16 protein-coding genes, 1 tRNA gene and 1 pseudogene are annotated in these 17,973 nt (G+C 43.9%); 14 read left to right on the forward strand and 4 right to left on the reverse strand.

Annotated elements, in window-relative coordinates; all coding sequences use genetic code 11:
* Positions 1-139: 139 nt before the first annotated feature.
* A pseudogene (locus tag V7K76_RS03840) lies at positions 140-499 on the forward strand (SDH family Clp fold serine proteinase); the annotation flags it as partial.
* A gap of 31 nt (positions 500-530) precedes the next feature.
* On the opposite strand, the gene V7K76_RS03845 reads toward V7K76_RS03840, so the two are convergent.
* Positions 531-1,148, reverse strand: coding sequence for a peptidoglycan-binding domain-containing protein (locus tag V7K76_RS03845; RefSeq protein WP_334950549.1), 618 nt, complete (start codon positions 1,146-1,148; stop codon positions 531-533).
* A gap of 408 nt (positions 1,149-1,556) precedes the next feature.
* On the opposite strand from V7K76_RS03845, the gene V7K76_RS03850 reads away from it, so the two are divergent.
* From V7K76_RS03850 to V7K76_RS03895, 10 genes are all read left to right on the forward strand, one after another.
* Positions 1,557-3,008 (forward strand): hypothetical protein, encoded by a 1,452-nt coding sequence (locus V7K76_RS03850; protein WP_334950547.1) that lies wholly within the window; start codon positions 1,557-1,559, stop codon positions 3,006-3,008.
* A 387-nt stretch (positions 3,009-3,395) separates the two neighbouring features.
* Positions 3,396-3,857 (forward strand): ribosome maturation factor RimP, encoded by a 462-nt coding sequence (gene rimP, locus V7K76_RS03855; protein WP_334774448.1) that lies wholly within the window; start codon positions 3,396-3,398, stop codon positions 3,855-3,857.
* 208 nt (positions 3,858-4,065) lie between these two features.
* The gene (gene nusA / locus V7K76_RS03860) at positions 4,066-5,337 is read left to right on the forward strand and encodes a transcription termination factor NusA (protein WP_334774449.1); all 1,272 of its coding nucleotides are present in this window, start codon (positions 4,066-4,068) and stop codon (positions 5,335-5,337) included.
* Positions 5,338-5,485: 148 nt separating this feature from the next.
* Positions 5,486-5,755 (forward strand): YlxR family protein, encoded by a 270-nt coding sequence (locus V7K76_RS03865; RefSeq protein WP_179066568.1) that lies wholly within the window; start codon positions 5,486-5,488, stop codon positions 5,753-5,755.
* Positions 5,756-5,861: 106 nt separating this feature from the next.
* Positions 5,862-6,101, forward strand: coding sequence for a hypothetical protein (locus tag V7K76_RS03870; RefSeq protein WP_334774450.1), 240 nt, complete (start codon positions 5,862-5,864; stop codon positions 6,099-6,101).
* 135 nt (positions 6,102-6,236) lie between these two features.
* Entirely contained in the window at positions 6,237-9,413 is a 3,177-nt protein-coding gene (infB, locus tag V7K76_RS03875) for a translation initiation factor IF-2 (RefSeq protein ID WP_334774451.1), read from the forward strand.
* Positions 9,414-9,518: 105 nt separating this feature from the next.
* Positions 9,519-10,139, forward strand: a complete 621-nt coding sequence (locus V7K76_RS03880; protein ID WP_334774452.1) for a low-complexity tail membrane protein — start codon at positions 9,519-9,521, stop codon at positions 10,137-10,139.
* Between the two features lie 192 nt (positions 10,140-10,331).
* Positions 10,332-10,529, forward strand: coding sequence for a hypothetical protein (locus V7K76_RS03885; RefSeq protein WP_179066571.1), 198 nt, complete (start codon positions 10,332-10,334; stop codon positions 10,527-10,529).
* A 60-nt stretch (positions 10,530-10,589) separates the two neighbouring features.
* Positions 10,590-10,724, forward strand: coding sequence for a hypothetical protein (locus tag V7K76_RS03890; protein ID WP_334774453.1), 135 nt, complete (start codon positions 10,590-10,592; stop codon positions 10,722-10,724).
* 257 nt (positions 10,725-10,981) lie between these two features.
* Positions 10,982-12,676 carry a DUF1565 domain-containing protein gene (locus V7K76_RS03895; RefSeq protein ID WP_334774454.1) on the forward strand — a complete coding sequence of 565 codons (1,695 nt, stop codon included), beginning with the start codon at positions 10,982-10,984 and terminating at the stop codon, positions 12,674-12,676.
* A 648-nt stretch (positions 12,677-13,324) separates the two neighbouring features.
* Here V7K76_RS03895 and V7K76_RS03900 read toward each other — a convergent pair.
* Positions 13,325-13,615 (reverse strand): DUF3493 domain-containing protein, encoded by a 291-nt coding sequence (locus V7K76_RS03900; protein WP_334774455.1) that lies wholly within the window; start codon positions 13,613-13,615, stop codon positions 13,325-13,327.
* A gap of 33 nt (positions 13,616-13,648) precedes the next feature.
* On the opposite strand from V7K76_RS03900, the gene V7K76_RS03905 reads away from it, so the two are divergent.
* Positions 13,649-13,720, forward strand: a tRNA-Thr gene (locus tag V7K76_RS03905).
* A 411-nt stretch (positions 13,721-14,131) separates the two neighbouring features.
* Here the strand turns inward: V7K76_RS03905 and V7K76_RS03910 are convergent.
* Positions 14,132-14,569 carry a hypothetical protein gene (locus tag V7K76_RS03910; RefSeq protein ID WP_334774456.1) on the reverse strand — a complete coding sequence of 146 codons (438 nt, stop codon included), beginning with the start codon at positions 14,567-14,569 and terminating at the stop codon, positions 14,132-14,134.
* Between the two features lie 128 nt (positions 14,570-14,697).
* Positions 14,698-15,006 (reverse strand): hypothetical protein, encoded by a 309-nt coding sequence (locus V7K76_RS03915; RefSeq protein WP_335029673.1) that lies wholly within the window; start codon positions 15,004-15,006, stop codon positions 14,698-14,700.
* A gap of 85 nt (positions 15,007-15,091) precedes the next feature.
* Here V7K76_RS03915 and V7K76_RS03920 point away from each other — a divergent pair, with 85 nt between their 5' ends.
* Both V7K76_RS03920 and V7K76_RS03925 read left to right on the forward strand, forming a co-directional pair.
* Positions 15,092-15,391, forward strand: a complete 300-nt coding sequence (locus tag V7K76_RS03920) for a hypothetical protein (protein WP_335029674.1) — start codon at positions 15,092-15,094, stop codon at positions 15,389-15,391.
* Between the two features lie 146 nt (positions 15,392-15,537).
* Positions 15,538-17,751, forward strand: coding sequence for a tetratricopeptide repeat protein (locus tag V7K76_RS03925; protein WP_334774459.1), 2,214 nt, complete (start codon positions 15,538-15,540; stop codon positions 17,749-17,751).
* Positions 17,752-17,973: the final 222 nt, after the last annotated feature.

Consider the following 17,973-nt stretch of genomic DNA (forward strand, 5'->3'; position numbering starts at 1 on the left):
TTCGTTAATTATGGCTCAATACAGTTCAGTTAAGCTTCTCTTCACTTCTCTTCCTTTGCGTCCTTTGCGTCCTTTGCGTCCTTTGCGTCCTTTGCGGTTCGTTAAAAAAAGGATTTTAGCCTTAACTGAACCGTATTGAATTATGGCTGACCTATCACGCAAAGCAATTCAGCAAGTGCAGCGATTTGTGCGGACTCTCCTGAAAGACAGTATACCCAAACAAAAAGTTCTGCCAGAAAATATCGAACCGATTATCGAAGCCCTAACAACTGGGCACGTCACTCACGACTATCCCATCACTATTGAAGAAGCAATAGAAATGGGGCTGCCCGTCACTGTCGGACTGCCCCACTCTATTTACGATCTCATGGATCTGTACCCACAATCCCAAGGGGGGAGACCTAGCGTGCAGTACATTCCTATGCCTTACAATGACCGCCTTCCAATTCTACCTACACCCAAAAGCAGACCCTTAGAAGAACCAAATCAGAGGACTTGAGTGGTTCTGGGGTAGGAGTTGTTTGTGGCAACTAGGGTGTAGTTGTCGGGGTAGCTGTTGGGCTAGCCATTGGTTTAGCTGTTGGTTTAGCCGTTGGTTTAGCTGTCGGTTTCGCTGTCGGTTTCGCTGTCGGTTTAGCCGTTGGTGTCGCTGTCGGTGTCGCTGTTGGCTGACTCACAACTGTCTTTGCTTCTTCATTCAGCTTTTGGCGGAGTGCTAAATTAGCAATTCCAGTTTCTTGCAGCTGATATTTCTTCTGATATTCCTTCACCACTTCTTCCGTGCGGGAACCATAAAAATGATCGCGCGGGATGGGAGGATTGGGCTTCACCACTGCATTCAAATTTGTGTGCAGAATTTTAACGATATTAGCAGCAAAATCTTGGGTTTTTGGCCCTGCTATCCCATCAACTGGTTTTAGCTTATAGCCCGTCTGAAATTCTCGAATTGCCTTTTTAGTTTCTTCGTCCGTCAAAGCAGTGTTTGTTATCTTGACCTTATAGCCTAATCCCCGCAATACCTCACGGAACTGCTGGGGCGTATAGCTACGCTGAGGGGCTGCGAAACCGGTGTCTGCAATTACTAAACTAGCAGTCACCAGGCAAGTAACAGCAAAGGTTGCGCTTGATTTTCCAAACCCACACCACATATTCAAAACTCCTTTGGGTTAAATCAGCAGGATTATAAAGGTTAACAGCTGCATTTTAAGTTTGTTTAATAACTTTTTTCACGATTATTTCATGATTTTTGAATAATTTGTGATTTATTTTTATAAAATTTAGCCATACACACAAAAACCAATTTATATCATCCATCAAAAGAAGTATCTTGTATTAGCAGAGATACAACAGTTATCATTTGAATCGAATAGACCCTTTGATCTGGGGATTGGGGACTGGTACTCACCCAGGCGGTTAAAGCTTCGTGTGGTTTTGGTTTCTAACTGCCCTTTTAGCGGGCTGCAAATAGCTGTAATTTCTTGGAAATAGCCGAAAATTAATTAAGCGAAATAGCTTATATTCTCAACGCCCTCAAAATGTATAATATATGACAAATAATGAGAAACGTGAAATTTTCTAAACAGCGTAGTCTTTGGTTTGAAAGATTTATGGCAATTACTGCCGCCGTAAATTTAGGTTTGGTTTTGTTTGATTTAAGTTACGTACCTTGGCGAGATTTCTACTTGCGAAAACTTCCGCAAATTGTTAAGATTTATGACCCAATCAAAGGTATTGAAAGTCATCGAGAGACGAAAAATTATTTAGAACTAGTAAAGGCATTAGAAAAACAAGTCAGCCAAACAGGGTTACAGTCGCCTCAGGTAAATAGCAGGCTAGAAGAAATCAGGCGTCTGAGCAACGAGATGATTGACACTAACCCGTTTGCGGGAGCGAATAAGAGTGGTACTCTAGAAAAAATCAAAAAGCGGATGCGCGATCGCATCAATAACGAATCTGCAAAACAGTCCTTTGGCACTTTTTGGAGTCAGCCGTACCTATCACAAAAAGGCTGGGTTCAAGAAATTAATTTTTTCAACGATAGCATCCGCCCTTTGATTGCCTCTAACTATTACCGCCACATCGGGGAAAATGGCGAATTTCTTGATTATTTCTGGATTAAAGTTGACTTACCCTTTGTGATTTTATTTGGCGTAGAATTACTGGGGCGCACCTTCTTGCTCAAACGACAACATCCTGGTTTTAGCTGGTTAGAAGCACTATTGTGGCGTTGGTACGATTTATTTTTACTACTGCCATTTTGGCGAGGGTTGCGAATCATACCTGTATTAATTCGCCTCGATCAAGCGCAGTTATTGAATCTGCATCCAGTGCGAAAGCAACTTAATCAGGGAATTGTTGCCAATTTTGCCGAAGAACTCACAGAAATTGTCGTGGTGAGAGTGATTAATCAGGTTCAGGGTTCAATTCAGAGGGGTGAGTTAACGAGATGGCTCTCGCAACAAGAAAATTTACGTCCCTACATAGATATTAATAATGTGAATGAAGTGGAAGCGATCGCAGGTCTTTTGGTAAAAACAATTGTCTACCAAGTGTTACCTGATATTCAACCTGCGATCGTTGCCATTTTGCGCCACAACATCGAAACCGTCTTGCATCAAGTCCCCGTCTACCGCAACCTCCAGAATCTCCCCGGCGTGGGACAGGCTCAAACTCAGTTAAGCGAACAATTGGCGACTCAAATCACAACTAATCTTTACAAAACGTTAGTTAGCGCTGTTGAAGATCCTGTGGGCGCAAAACTCACCAGTCAACTAGTAGAAAGCTTCACCAAAGTCTTGGGATCTCAAATCAAGGAAAAACACGTACTCTCAGAAATTCAGAGTTTACTTTTTGATTTCTTAGAGGAAATAAAACTCAACTACGTCCAGCGTCTGTCCCAAGAAGACATAGACCAAATTATCGAGCAAACCCGGAAGTTGAGAACACAAACATCAGTTTCCACAGTAGTTGATAAAGGTAATACTCTTCCAAAAATCCGGGAAGGGTAGAGGGACTGGGGATTAGGGACTGGGATAATTTAGTTCCTAGTCCTTAGTAGAGGTTTGCGTAAAATCATGGCGTAATTAATTAAGGGTTGAAATTTAAACGCATAGGCGCTTTAGCTTCCCACAGGGTAGAGACGCAGAGGTACACAGATAATTTGCTACTAATTAATTAATTGTACTTAACGTGAGTCCCCAATCCCCAATCCCCAATCCCCAATCCCCAATCCCCAATCCCCAATCCCCAGTCCGCAGTACCCAATGCACGACTATAAAAGAAATGCGCTAAACTCGAACTAGGCGAATCATCATTTGGTTCGTCACAAGACTTCTTGGAAGATATACCTATCGCAGGAAGTGGGTCGAAGCCCACTTTTTTTATTGAATTCTCTCATGGCTCATCCTTTAGTTCCACAAATTATTGATTTGGCGACACCAGTGGCAGAAGAACTGGGATTAGAAGTGGTTGGCGTGGTTTTTCACACCAACCAAAGTCCGCCAGTATTGCGGGTAGATATTCGCAATCCTGAACAAGACACCGGTTTGAATGATTGTGAGAGGATGAGCCGTGCTTTAGAAGCCTCCTTAGATGCTGCGGAAATCGTTCCAGATAAATACGTCTTGGAAGTGTCTAGCCCTGGTATTTCGCGGCAACTGGTAACAGACAGGGAGTTTATTTCCTTTAAAGGATTTCCTGTCATTATCTCCACAACGCCCCCCTACGACGGACAACAAGAGTGGACAGGTCAGTTGATTCGCCGGGATGAGATAACACTTTACTTAAACCAAAAAGGTCGTGTAGTCGAAATTCCCCGTTCCCTAATTAATAAGGTGCAGTTAGACGAGCGCCGATAAACGAGTGATTAAAGGCTAGAGGCTAGGGACTAGGGACTAGGGATTGGAGGAGCAAAGGAGCAGAGGGAGCAGAGGAGCAGAGGAGCAGAGGGGAAGTTGCTGCAAGTCTTTCCCCTTTGCACCCAATGCCCCATGCCCAATCCCTAGTCCCCAATACCCAGTCCCCAGTCCCCAGTCCCCAGTCCCTAATTTCTAAAGGAGATTGCTTATGTCAATGGTTACTTTACCTGGATTAAAAGAATTAATTGAAAGTATAAGTCGCGATCGCAATTTACCCCGGCTTGCAGTTCAATCAGCGATTAGAGAAGCCCTACTCAAAGGCTATGAACGTTATCGCCGTGCCCAAAATTTAGAGCGCAGACAGTTTGACGAAGATTATTTTGAGAATTTTGAAGTAGAACTTGACATTGAAGGAGAGGGCTTTCGCGTTCTTTCCACCAAAACCATTGTTGAAGAAGTCAATAACACAGACCACCAAATTTCCCTAGACGAAGTTCAACAAGTCGCTCCTGAAGCCCAGTTAGGAGACTCTGTAGTGCTGGATGTTACCCCCGACCAAGGAGAATTTGGGCGGATGGCGGCGATGCAAACTAAGCAGGTATTGGCGCAAAAATTACGGGATCAACAGCGCCAAATGGTGCAAGAAGAGTTCCAAGATTTAGAAGGAACAGTCCTGCAAGCAAGAGTCCTGCGGTTTGAGCGGCAATCAGTGGTTTTGGCAGTCACCAGTAATTTTGGTCAGCCAGAAGTAGAAGCCGAATTACCGAAGCGGGAACAGCTACCCAACGATAATTATCGGGCAAATGCCACCTTCAAGGTATATCTGAAAAAAGTCTCCCAAGGTCAGCAACGAGGGCCACAGTTGCTTGTGTCTCGTGCTGATGCTGGTTTAGTGGTTTATCTCTTCGCCAACGAAGTCCCAGAAATTGAAGATGAAGTGGTACGGATTGTTGCCGTCGCTAGGGAGGCAAACCCCCCCTCCCGTTATGTCGGCCCCCGAACTAAAATAGCAGTAGATACTCTCGATCGCGATGTAGACCCAGTAGGCGCTTGTATTGGAGCCAGGGGATCACGAATTCAAGTGGTAGTCAACGAATTACGCGGTGAAAAAATAGATGTAATTCGCTGGTCGCCAGACCCAGCAACATACATTGCTAATGCCTTAAGTCCAGCACGAGTAGATGAAGTACGGCTGATGGACCCAGAATCACGGCAAACTCACGTACTGGTGGCTGAAGATCAATTGAGTTTAGCTATCGGCAAAGAAGGACAAAACGTCCGTTTAGCAGCCCGCCTGACTGGTTGGAAAATAGACATCAAAGACAAAGCTAAGTATGACTTTGCAGGAGAGGATGCCAAATTTGCAGCCGTCAGAACAAAATATCAATCAGAAGAATCAGAGGAAGACGATCTGGAATATGAGGAAGAATTCGAGCAGGAAGAATTAGAAGAGGAAGATAGTTTTAACGATGATGAATAATTGATTAATTTTGTAAAGTTTTGATACTGTAGATTGTAGTCTCAGTCTCAAGGATTATTTTCTCAAAAACTGCTGGGTATAGGTAAAAAATAGTCATAGTAAACTTCTTTTTACTTCCAAAATCCTGGATTGAGATCACAGATAACCGATGAAACCAAATTATCGGCGCTGTATTAGTTGCCGTAAAGTAGGCTCAAAAGATGAGTTTTGGCGGATTGTCCGCGTCTTTCCATCGGGAAAGGTACAATTAGATCAGGGCATGGGGCGTTCTGCCTATATTTGTCCCGAAACGAGTTGCCTACAAGCAGCTCAAAAAAAAAATCGACTAGGGCGATCGCTACATGCATCAGTGCCAGAAACACTGTACCAAAGCTTGTCGCAACGTCTAGCCCGCATTAATACCCAAAACCAAATTTAGTTGGAACAACTTTGTGACGTAATCATCAGAGGCATTGTGTCGAAAGCCGAAGTCGTGCTTTCATCACACCCTCTGTTGATCGTTAAGGTTAGTGCCAAAATAGTAAATGGGTGTAAAAAGCATTCGGCTCTCCAATAAAAAGAGGGGCGAGGCAACATTCCCAGAACAAGATGTAATCGATTGTGTTGTGGAAGACTCAGAATCACCAAAACAAGAAACTACAAAATGGCAACCTGGTAGCGCTCAGGCGCAGTTCGGCATCAAGGGTTCCTATAAAAATCTTTTATTTAAGAAGTTTTTATGGGTATCCCTCAACCACCATTCCTGGTGGGGATGCCATTATTAAACCGAAACATCTCTCTTTCCTGATTGGAGGCACCGGCAAAAACTGAACGGCAGTCTAAAAACAGTAATCCAAGGATGGAGATGTCGCAAACCAGGCAACCATCCGCTAAAACTGTAAATTAAAGGGGAAGAGTGGATGAACAACGGCAAAGTTAGAATTTATGAATTATCAAAGGAATTGAATTTGGATAACAAAGAGCTACTAGCAATTTGCGACCAGCTCGATATTGCGGTCAAAAGCCATAGCAGCACGATTTCAGAATCCGAGGCAGAAAACATCCGGGCGGCAGCAGAAAAGCTTGCAGCTACGAGTGTGTCTGCCAAAAAGGAACTAGGTACAACCAGCCATAAGCCAAATTCACCACCCAACGGCGGACGTAACCGACCTGCTGCACCCCACAAACAGCAAATTTTGGAAATACGCAAACCCAAAATATTGAGAAATACTACTCCCAACGCCCCAGAGGCGTCACTTGCTAACAATACCCAAGCTGCCTTGTCTGAAGCTAATCCTCCCTCTCCTCCACGGCCTTTCGCTACACCAGTCTCACCCCTGAAACCGGCAGCACCAACTCGACCTGTGCCCCGGACTCAATCTGAGACTAAAGAGCAACCCCAGAGCCAATCTCCGATCGCTGACTTGGAACAAACGCCTAATCCAAATCCAGCACCGGAAAAAATAGCATCCCAAAAACCGGAAAAAACAGTTGCACCCAGACCGAAATCGGAAAAACCGATCAAACCGCAACTAGTTGCTCCTCCAGCCAGACCTGCGGCGGAAGAAGCGCAGGTGGTAGATGAACAGCCGGGATCTCAGGCAGATAAACCGATCCTCAAACGCGACCAACGGGTACGACCCGCAGAAGGCGATCGCGAGCAAATCAAGCCGAGAGTCGCTAAACTGCCAACAGACCAGTCCCCAGTTGGTGCGCCACAAAGGACAAGTCGTCCCACCCCTGCACCCAGTAGACCAGAGCCAAGGGGCAATAGACCATCTGCACCATCACAACTGGGAGAGGGACAACGACCCAGACCAGCACGCCCAGGTGAATCTGTAGCAGCCGCAATGCCGATCGCTACTCCACCCAGACAGTTGTCAGGAATAGCCGGCAAATCTCAAGGATTGGGTGATGAACCAATCACACCGGATCTCCTCGACTTGAAACGCCCAAGTCCCCCTCGCCCAACCAAAGGCGGTAAAAAGTGGGTAGAAGAGGAAATCATTGACGAAGTTAAAGAGAAGGCAAAAGCTGGCGTCAAAGGCAAGCGGATCAAGCCCATCCTTGATGATGAGTTTGAAGAAGATTTGCTGGATGATGATGATATCGACTCACCAGCCACAGTCCAAGTCAGCCTTTCCATTGCTCGTCCTCCCAAACCGAAAGCGACTCGACCTGTACAGATGCCAGGTGCAACCCTTGCTAGCGCCCCAACTGCAAGAGCGAAAAAATCTGGTTCTCGGTCTGGTTCTCGGTCTGGTTCTGGGCGCGACCATCACCAAAACCGTCGCCAAGAAGCCGAGACTAAGCGCGATCGCCCCGAAAAAGTGACGATTACAGGGCCGTTGACAGTGCAAGAACTGTCTGACGTTTTAGCCGTTGCCGATACAGAGATTGTCAAAATCCTCTTCCTGAAAGGCATGGCGGTGAGTATCACCCAAAATCTGGATATTCCCACAATTACCCTGGTAGGAAAAGAACTAGAAATAGAAGTTGAAACCGTCGAACGAGAAGCAGAAGCTCGGAAAATCACGGAAATGGTCGGTGCAGAAGACCGAGAATATCTCCACCGCCGTCCGCCAGTCGTGACAATTATGGGTCACGTAGACCACGGTAAAACAACCCTGCTCGACTCAATCCGCAAAACCAAAGTGGCTGCTGGCGAAGCTGGCGGTATCACTCAACACATTGGTGCTTACCATGTGGATTTGGTACATGAGGGTAAACCACAGCAGATAGTTTTCCTGGATACTCCTGGTCACGAAGCTTTTACAGCGATGCGGGCACGAGGAGCTAGGGTTACAGACATTGCCGTATTAGTAGTAGCTGCTGATGATGGTGTCCGTCCCCAAACCATTGAAGCCATTAGTCACGCCCAAGCTGCGGGAGTGCCAATTGTTGTTGCCATCAACAAAATTGACAAAGAAGGGGCACAGCCAGAGCGGGTTAAACAAGAACTGACCCAATATGGTCTGACAGCAGAAGACTGGGGCGGTGAGACAATCATGGTTCCTGTGAGCGCCATCAGAGGTGAAAATCTGGATACGCTCTTAGAGATGATTCTGTTGGTAGCAGAAGTTGGAGAACTATCTGCTAACCCAGATCGTGCTGCGAAAGGAACTGTCATTGAAGCACATCTGGATAAAGCCAAGGGAGCAGTTGCTACCCTGCTAATTCAGAATGGTACCCTGCATGTGGGAGATATCTTGGTAGCTGGTTCGGCCTTCGGTAAAGTCCGGGCAATGGTGGATGACAGAAGCAAGAGAGTAGATATTGCTTCTCCTTCCTTTGCTGTCGAGGTACTAGGTTTAAGTGATGTGCCAGCAGCCGGCGACGAGTTCGAGGTCTTCCAGAACGAAAAAGAAGCCAGATCCCTCGCTAGCGATCGCGCCGACAGACAACGCTTATCCCGCCTGTTACAGGGACGTGTTACCCTGACAACCCTGTCCGCTCAAGCCCAAGAAGGCGAGTTGAAAGAACTCAACTTGATCTTGAAAGGAGACGTACAAGGTTCGGTGGAAGCCATTGTGGGAGCGCTCAAGCAAATCCCGCAAAACGAAGTCCAAATTCGGATGCTGTTGGCGACTGCTGGGGAAATCACCGAGACAGATATCGACTTAGCAGCTGCCAGTAACGCTGTAATTATCGGCTTCAACACCACCTTTGCCAGTGGTGCGAGACAAGCCGCCGATGAAGCAGGTGTAGATGTCCGGGAATACAACGTCATCTACAAACTCCTAGAAGATATCCAAGATGCATTGGAAGGTCTTTTGGAACCAGAGTTGGTGGAAGAACCCTTGGGTCAAACCGAAGTCCGGGCCGTCTTCCCAGTCGGTCGTGGTGCGGTTGCCGGTTGCTACGTTCAATCTGGCAAGCTAGTTCGCAACTGCAAAGTCAGGGTGCGACGCGGCGGTAAGGTGATCTTTGAAGGTGTCCTTGATTCCCTAAAACGGATGAAAGAAGATAGCCGTGAGGTCAACGCTGGTTATGAATGCGGTGTCGGCATCGATAAATTTAATGATTGGGTTGAAGGTGACATCATCGAATCCTATCAGATGGTTACGAAGCGCCGCACTCTCACCTTAACGAGATAGTGTTGAGGGTAAAATGGTTAGACCTTAGGAGTGATAAATTAGGAGTTAGGAGTTAAAGGCTGCTAATTCCTAACTCCTAATTCTTAACTCACAAATTTTCATAATATGCATTCATTTCGCTCTGAACCTATTTTGTGGATTCACGTCGCTGGATTGGCGACGTTGCCTGTTTTTTTAGTACTCTGCTTATTGTTCCTGTCTGTAGGCGAGCCGTTTTTACCAGTCTGGATGGAGCTATTTTTAGTTGCCGCCATTGGTGTTCTCCCCCTGTTGTGGATGCAGTTGCGTCGCCCTTTTTATATATTTGCTCTTTTAGGAATAGCCCTGAAGCCAGAAAATTTGACTGAACGGCAACGAAAAATTCTCTGTTTAATTAATACAAAGTTAAATCGTATCCTGGCATTAGTGGCAGCAGTATTGTCGGTTTGGATACTGTGGAATCTTTACCAAATTGCCCCATTAGTCGCAAATTCAGCTAAATTTCTCCCACAATGGCGCAGCCTGGCACTAGTGCTTGCGGGGTTAGCCTTTTTGGGGTGCAATCTATTTTTACAAATACCTGTGAGTGTAATGCGAGTTTTGGTGATTAATGAGACAGAATTCGCTGGCATAGAACCATTATCTTTAGAAAAGATTAAGCAAGACTTTACCATTTTAGGGGTGCGGGTTAATCAAATCGTGCCCCGACTACTGCAATCCTTGTTTAGGATAAATACAGATTCGTAGCAGCCCGCAAAGTATATTATTTCACTTTAAAGGGCTATAAATAAGGAGCAGGGAGCAGGGGAGTAATAATTTTAGATTTTAGATTTTGGATTTTGGATTTTAGATTGAAATTTAATCCAAAATCTAAAATCCAAAATTGAATTTCCCAATACCCAATTACCGTTGAAGTTTAAAATAAAGGAATGAGGAACTATGGCTCAAATTCCAGCTTCTAGCGATCGCCAATTTTCTGCTGATACTGAAATTTGGTATAGCCTTAAGTGCGCGATCTCCACTAGTTCCGGTTTTCAGCGCTGGCAACTAGAACGCGATACCCAATTACAGGGAATTCGTCTGGAACAGCAAGTACAGAGGTATTTAAGGGAAACTTTAGAAACTTTAGCTTACTAAACCTCATCTATGTTGAAACCTAGAGTTTTTTAAAAGATATATTTATGTAGGTTGGGTGGAGTGAAACGCAACCCAACATTACCACCAAATTTTATGTTGGGTTACGCTATCGCTGCACCCAACCTACAAAACTACGGTTTTCAAGGTAGACGAGGTTTAGTAGAATTTTCTAAAAAATACAATAGACATCTGTGAAAAAGAATGTAGAGACGCGTTAACAGTGGGACTAATCCCGGCGTTAACGCGTCTCTACAAGTATTTATACGTAACGTATAATTAATTTCTGAAGATGTCTAATATAACTAATGTATAAGTTCTGTGATGTATCTAAGAAATTTAGCTGAATCAGTGCTAATCATCCAGTATAGTTTTGCATGGGTTTCATAGTAGCCTTGTAGCTATTGTAAAACCTTGTTTAACATACCGTAATCAGCACATCACAGACTCAAAAAATGAAATATCGGGGTTTTCACATTTCTCTAGCGAAAAATTTCTGCCTTCTTTCTAGCAGTAATCTCAGCTATACTTTACGCGTGGGAGCCGGACTCACGGCAATGCTTGTTGTTTCTAGTGGTTCACTACTACTACCTGGTGAGGTTAATGCTGGTGCTACTAACCCAGCAGGTATCGCCCCAACTCTCACCGCGCAAGCTCCTACAACAGCCGCAGCGATTTACGTTAATCCTGCAACTGGTACAGATAGTGCTGGTGCTGGTGCAACCTCAGCGACACCCTACAAGAGCATAACTTTCGCTCTTAGTCAAGCCCAAGCAGGTGCAGTTATTCAATTAGCACCTGGTAACTATAACCAAGAAAGTGGCGAAACCTTCCCACTGTTGCTGAAACCAGGGGTAACACTGCGGGGTGATGAAGCTAGTAAAGGTCAGGGGATATTAATAACAGGTGGAGGTTTCTACACTAGCCGCACCTTTGCCAGACAAGATATTACCATCCTTGCCGAGCAAGATACCACTATTACTGGTGTCACCGTCACCAACCCAAATAGCCGGGGTACGGGTGTGTGGGTGGAATCAACTAATCCCATCATCAAAAACAGTACTTTTACTAACAGTGTCCGAGAGGGTGTTTTTGTCACAGGTACAGGCAATCCCAAAATTGAAAGTAACATCTTTGTGCAAAACAAAGGTAATGGGATTTCAATTGCTAAAGCGGCCCAAGGAGAAATTCGGAATAACTTATTTCAGGATACTGGTTTTGGTCTTGCGATCGGTGGCACTTCTACGCCCCTCGTTGTCGAAAACCAAATCGTCCAAAACCAAGACGGTCTTTTTATCTCAGAGTCAGCGAAGCCCATATTGCGTAAGAATGTCATTCAGAACAATAAGCGGGATGGAGTAGTAGCAACTGTTAATGCTTTACCCGACCTTGGCACCAATGAAAATCCTGGTGGCAATCTGATCCGCCATAACACTCGTTATGATGTGAACAACGCCACCAAAACAGGTCAAATTATTGCTGTTGGCAACGATATCGATCAGAAAAAGATTTTTGGCTCAGTAGATTTTGTTGCCGCAAGTGTTAACGTACCCCCTGGAGGGACTACCGCCTTTAAAGATGTATCGACAAATTTCTGGGCAAAAACCTACATCGAAGCTTTAGCTTCCCAAAATATTATTGCTGGCTTTCCTGATGGCAGCTTTAAACCCAATGAACCTGTAACCCGCGCTCAATTCGCCACTATTGTCACTAAAGCCCTAACGCCACCAGCCAAACGTGCAGGTACTCGATTTAGGGATGTCGCAAGCAATTTCTGGGCTTACGCTGCAATTCAATCCGCTTACCAGAGTCAATTTGTTTCTGGTTATCCCGATGGCACTTTTAAACCACAGCAGCAAATCCCCAGAGTGCAAGCGTTAGTGGCTTTAGCTAATGGTTTGGGCTTAACTACGAATAATCAGAATATCCTTTCCTTTTACACCGATGCGGCCCAGATTCCTAATTATGCGATCGCTCCTGTTGCGGCGGCAACTGCACGGCAATTAGTAATCAACTATCCCACAGTCAAGCAACTCAATCCTAGCCGTGAAGCGACTAGAGCCGAAGTTGCTGCCTTTGTTTACCAGGCACTCGTCAGTGCTGGACGCGCTCAACCAATTCCTTCATCCTATTTGGTAACAGCTCAGTAAATTGGAAGTGCCAGACTAACAAATTATCAGTCTGGCGTTTCCAATTAATGTGAGTTTTATTAATTTTAGGGTTTTCTAAACATAAAATTTGGGGTCTTTAAATATAGCTGACCCCATTTCAATGTGATTGGGTTTATGATCAGGATCTTTATAGTGGCTGACCCCGTTTCAATGATTTCTATTTTCCTAGAAATTTTTGCTTTTTGGAATTTTCTAATAATTTTTTTATTTTTTATCTCTCGATATTTTAATCTTCATAAAAGCATTATTAACAATTCAAAATTCAAAATGACGCTCTCTACGAGACGCTAAAAGCGTAGCTTGCTTCCCTGTAAGGGTACGCAGACTCGCTCTAAGCGAAGCCATGCCGTTGGCGGAGCCTCTCGTAGAGAAGGCTTTACGCTACGCTAACAAAATTCAAAATTAAAGACATTACATAAGGGGATTTAGCGAGAAACGCGGTCTTGGGATGCATCCCAAGTGGAGCGATTTCTCAAGACAAACCCCGACTGAAATGGTTGCTACATGTAGATTGCAGGTTCTTAAACCCTTTAATTTACGATAAATTTGCAGAATTATGAAAATACCTAAAACAAAAGTCGTATCTCAGTACTCGGAACTCAGCACGGGCTAAACGCCCCGCTACCGCTAACAGCACTTTTCATCCGATTGGGTGCGTCGTTGCTGACGCTGTTCCCAGCGCCAGAGAAAGACCATTAGGGCAACGATTCCTACTTGAAGAGCTAAACTTGGCATTGCACTCTCAACATTACGTCCGGCAAGCACTTGAAAGAAAAAGACGAATGCACCGAGTGAACCAGAAGCACCGAAAGCGATGTAGAAAAATTGGCGTAAGCCACGATAAGGAGCGGCTATTTCCGCTTTGAGGCTGGCATATTGTTTAGGGTTAAGGCGATTTTTGGGATTTTGGTTTACCATGACTAAATCATGTTATACTCTTAGATTGTGTACGCCGATGTGGCTCAGTGGTAGAGCAGCTGATTCGTAATCAGCAGGCCGTGGGTTCAAATCCCATCATCGGCTTTGATGAAAGCATTGCTGAATACTAAAGTTTGACATAAATCATGTACAGTGATTAATTATCTGTCATTGCTGACAATTTATTGTCATCAAACTTCGTAATTCGCTTCCGTATGTATTGGTGACAAATTATTGTCATCTTCTGGAAAGCAACAGTTTATATATATGGAGCTTAGTTGAAGAAGAATTTAGAAGTCAGAATTCAGTAGACGTAGGTTGGGTGGAGCGGAGTGCAACCCAACATATATCAGGATGTTGGCTTTGGCAAAGCCTCCAAGCCACTTGCTACAACGCTCTTAACCCGCGCAACGCAGTGGCTCCCCAACAAAGCAATTTTTTTGCAACATTTTAGCCTTGCCACGCCACTACAGTACTGATTTAACTACCCCTACTCTCTTTTTCAAACTAGGTGGATTATTGTAGCAAAGGAGTTGTGCCATTACCGTTAGTTGACGCATTGGCAATTGCAGCTTGAGTAGGTTGAGTAGTAAGAACCGCTACAACTGGAGTAACTTTTGAACTAGATTGTTTACTTCGTTTTCGATTAGAGCCGCCAGCCTTGGAATACTCTATACTGTTTCTGCCGTAGACAATTGCAACTCCACTTAGCATTCGTTCAGACATTTCGGAGAGGGTTTTGTCCATCTGGGTGATTGTTTTACGCGATTCTTCCAGATTGGATACCAGCGTATTATGAGCTTCTAGTACAGCACGGGTAGTGTTGATTAGGTGGTTGTAGGCTTCAATGGTTAACCCATGTCCTAAATCTAGACTTTCATCAATGGATTTAAGCAAGGCGAGACGAAGTTGGGCTTTGTCAACAGCAGCAGAACCACGAGTTTTTAAAGACATAACACATCCTTTTTTAATAATTTCTTTTTCAAGATAGTGGAGTATCCTTTTGCCTGAGATGGGTAGTTTTGTGGATTTATTTCATTAAAAGTTCAACGCAATAATTACGAGTTTGCCTGTGTTTTTACTCATTTTTCATACCGATTTGTTGTTTGAGAATAAGTGCAATCAGCAACAGTAATCGCCAAAATAACAATTGCGTTCGCCGAAATAACAATTGCGTTCGCCGAAATAACAATTGCGTTCGCTGAAATAACAATTGCGTTCGCCGAAATAACAATTGCGATCGCTGAAATAACAATTGTGTTCGCCGAAATAGCAATTGCGATCGCCAAAATAGCAATTGCGATCGCCGAAATAACAATTGCGATCGCCAAAATAGCAATTGCGATCGCTGAAATAACAATTGCGATCGCCGAAATAGCAATTGCGAACACAAAAATAAGATTGCAAAGGGGAAACTAGAACATCTAATTCCCTCATCTTTTAGCAGCAAACCAAGAATTACTTGATGCTGGCTTCGTGCAGACGGTAGAAGCCGTATCACAGATGCCAGATTTCTCACCACATCTCTCAAAACCTTGTGCAGGGGAGCAGAGGAGAGTTCAATGTGCCTTGTTCTTTCCCCTCTGCCCCTCTGCCTCTTCCCTCGTTCTTGTAAGAAATCCGGGCTACAGGGATAGAATTAAAGGAGACAGGGCAGATAACATCGAAAATGCGATCGCTGCTTATAATGCTGCTTTAACTGTCAGAACTAGAGAAGCTTTGCCTCAAAATTGGGCAGCAACGCAAAATAATCTCGCCAAAAGTGTTGAATGTTAAGAAAAATCCTAAATTTTATATCACTAATCAGTCTTTCAGCCTTAACTGAACCGTATTGAGTTAAAAAATCATTTTTATTATGAATTTATCTTACTTGGATGCACCTATAAAGGTGATATATACTGTGTTTTGGCTCTTTAGCCGCTATGAGCGTGAATGATACTGCACACGAGAATAATTCTACTTGGAATCGGCAAGTATACCACCGCCTAAAACTTGCCCTCAGTCTTGGCTTACGACGACAACTTTTTTTAGCTGTATGTGATAATTTACACTTAAGAAATCAGGTAGCAGCCCGCTTGCATTCTACATTGGCTTATCCTGTTGGACAGGTGCTATATCAGTCATCAAATTCTCAAGAAAATAGCACTCCAGCTTATCCGCGATTAGTGACGTTGCGTTTGAATTTAAACGATCCCAATCCCATAATCCAAATTAATCAATGGTTGGCTAATTATCCACCACCAATGGTTGGAGCATCAAAAGATAGCCCTGGAAGACCTTTTCCAGTACCAGCATTTCAGATTGTCGGCGTGGAGCATCTCACTAAGCAACCAGTAGCGACACAACGATTATTTTTACACTATCTCCGCTTAAGTGAACAATATTTCTCTACACAAGAATCCAGCCGATTCCTAGAATCTAACTTGCTGCTGTGGATACCACGTCCTTGGTTATCTGCTATCAAGCAATCAGCACCACAATTTTGGCGTTGCCGTACTGGCGTATTTGTGTTTGCTGGAGAACCCACACCAGCAAATCAGAATTTGGGCTATCCAGAACGTTTTTCACGTTCTGGAAGCTTAGATTTAGGGAATATTGAGCAGTCAATTCTAGATGAATCAGTTAACCAAGCAGAACTTAGAACCGCAGCCACCGAGTTCAAGTTTGAGAATAATTCCGATTTCCCAGTGGAGATACAAGGGAATCGCGTAGATAAAACTCAGGAAGTTTCATCATCAACAACGGATTTATTGAAGGCTACGCCACAACCGCAGGAATCTACGAATAGGTCTGGTAGTGGAATTAATAATCAATCGCTGTCGTCTTTATCTTATATTAGCAGTGAGTTAACGGAGCTAGTAATAGCAACAATCAATACAAGTAGCACTCAAAATACTGATAATTCCTTACGGCCACAACAGATTTTATTGGAAATTGAAGAATTACACGAAAATCTTGTTTCAGAAGAGATACTTGCAGAGGCTTATCATCGTCTGGGCACTTTATACCGCCTTCGCATTGAGCAAGGAGAGTCAACCCTAGAAAACTTGATGGTGGCAATTATTGCTTATCAAGAGGCAATTAGCTATGACGAAAATTCACCACAACTTCCAGATATCTTAAATGACTTGGGTACACTTTACTGGATGCTATACCGCACACCACCCAATTCAGAGGAAGGACAAACTTATATAGAGCAGGCTATAGAGTTTTATCAGTTGGCGTTAAAAATGATTTCGCCCCAGACACATTTGGAAACTTACGCTCGTGTGCAAAATAATTTGGGGACAGCTTATGGTGATTTAGCTCGTTTTTCTCACCCATCTGAAAATTGGCAGCAAGCAGTTTTAGCTTACAGTGAAGCACTTAATTACCGTACAGCCGATATGGATTCATTAAAGTATGCGGCTTGTCAAAATAATTTGGGTACTGCTTACTGGCATCTAGGGCAATATAATCAACCAATTTTACATTTAAAGAAAGCGATCGCAGCTTACAATGAAGCACTTGTACACTACAACCCCGAAGAGGAACCGCTTAAGTATGGCATGATTCAAAACAATATTGGTACTGCCTGCTGGAATCTGGCACAATACGAACAACCTGCCCAAAATCTCCAGTTAGCGATAAATGTCTACAACGAAGCTCTCAAGTATCGCACTCCAGCAAATTTCCCCACCGCCTGCGCCGCTACACAAAATAATCTGGGTACTGCCTACTGGCATCTAGCAAACCTATCTCAGACAACTAAAGAGGCACGGCAAAATTATCTGCAACTATGTATCAGCGCTTACGAAGAAGCTATAGCTTTGGCTCACTCACTTAGCGATACTTCTTTAAATTTTGATTTACTTGCTTCCTACAATAACCTGGGACTGGCCCATTATCAGCTAGTAATAGATGAGTCTTTTAAGGGCGACAAAACAACACGTTCTCAACACTTAGAAGTAGCATTAGATAACCATTTGCAAGCCCTAAATGGATTTGGTAAACAATCCGAGGCTTATCAAACAACCTTCACTTATGTAGTGAAAACTATTCGTGCTTTTCATAATGAATTAGGAATACAGGGGCAAAATTTGGCTTTATCTAAAGTTCCTAGTCAGTTGTTGCCAGAGATTTTGTCAAAGTTATAAAATACGGCAGGGAATAGGGAATAGGGAATAGGGAATAGGGAATAGGGTTGAAAGTCTCTTATTATATGGCTTTTGTATTAAATTTTGTACCTCATTTATCTGAAATTTGCTATATATTATGATGTGCTTCTAAGAGGGTGTTTGAAAAGTCTAAATTATTACTGCCTTGGCGATTAGAAATCGCGGCTACACGAGACTTTACCCACCTCCGTGGGTTAAAAA

This window comes from Nostoc sp. (assembly GCF_036917975.1).
Lineage (GTDB): Bacteria > Cyanobacteriota > Cyanobacteriia > Cyanobacteriales > Nostocaceae > Nostoc.

Excerpts from the sequence above, each read along its gene's own strand:
- V7K76_RS03845 (WP_334950549.1), bottom strand. The coding sequence starts at position 1,148 with ATGTGGTGTGGGTTTGGAAAATCAAGCGCAACCTTTGCTGTTACTTGC.
- V7K76_RS03850 (WP_334950547.1), top strand. The coding sequence starts at position 1,557 with ATGAGAAACGTGAAATTTTCTAAACAGCGTAGTCTTTGGTTTGAAAGA.
- rimP (WP_334774448.1), top strand. The coding sequence starts at position 3,396 with ATGGCTCATCCTTTAGTTCCACAAATTATTGATTTGGCGACACCAGTG.
- nusA (WP_334774449.1), top strand. The coding sequence starts at position 4,066 with ATGTCAATGGTTACTTTACCTGGATTAAAAGAATTAATTGAAAGTATA.
- V7K76_RS03865 (WP_179066568.1), top strand. The coding sequence starts at position 5,486 with ATGAAACCAAATTATCGGCGCTGTATTAGTTGCCGTAAAGTAGGCTCA.
- V7K76_RS03870 (WP_334774450.1), top strand. The coding sequence starts at position 5,862 with ATGGGTGTAAAAAGCATTCGGCTCTCCAATAAAAAGAGGGGCGAGGCA.
- infB (WP_334774451.1), top strand. The coding sequence starts at position 6,237 with ATGAACAACGGCAAAGTTAGAATTTATGAATTATCAAAGGAATTGAAT.
- V7K76_RS03880 (WP_334774452.1), top strand. The coding sequence starts at position 9,519 with ATGCATTCATTTCGCTCTGAACCTATTTTGTGGATTCACGTCGCTGGA.
- V7K76_RS03885 (WP_179066571.1), top strand. The coding sequence starts at position 10,332 with ATGGCTCAAATTCCAGCTTCTAGCGATCGCCAATTTTCTGCTGATACT.
- V7K76_RS03895 (WP_334774454.1), top strand. The coding sequence starts at position 10,982 with ATGAAATATCGGGGTTTTCACATTTCTCTAGCGAAAAATTTCTGCCTT.
- V7K76_RS03900 (WP_334774455.1), bottom strand. The coding sequence starts at position 13,615 with ATGGTAAACCAAAATCCCAAAAATCGCCTTAACCCTAAACAATATGCC.
- V7K76_RS03910 (WP_334774456.1), bottom strand. The coding sequence starts at position 14,569 with ATGTCTTTAAAAACTCGTGGTTCTGCTGCTGTTGACAAAGCCCAACTT.
- V7K76_RS03925 (WP_334774459.1), top strand. The coding sequence starts at position 15,538 with ATGAGCGTGAATGATACTGCACACGAGAATAATTCTACTTGGAATCGG.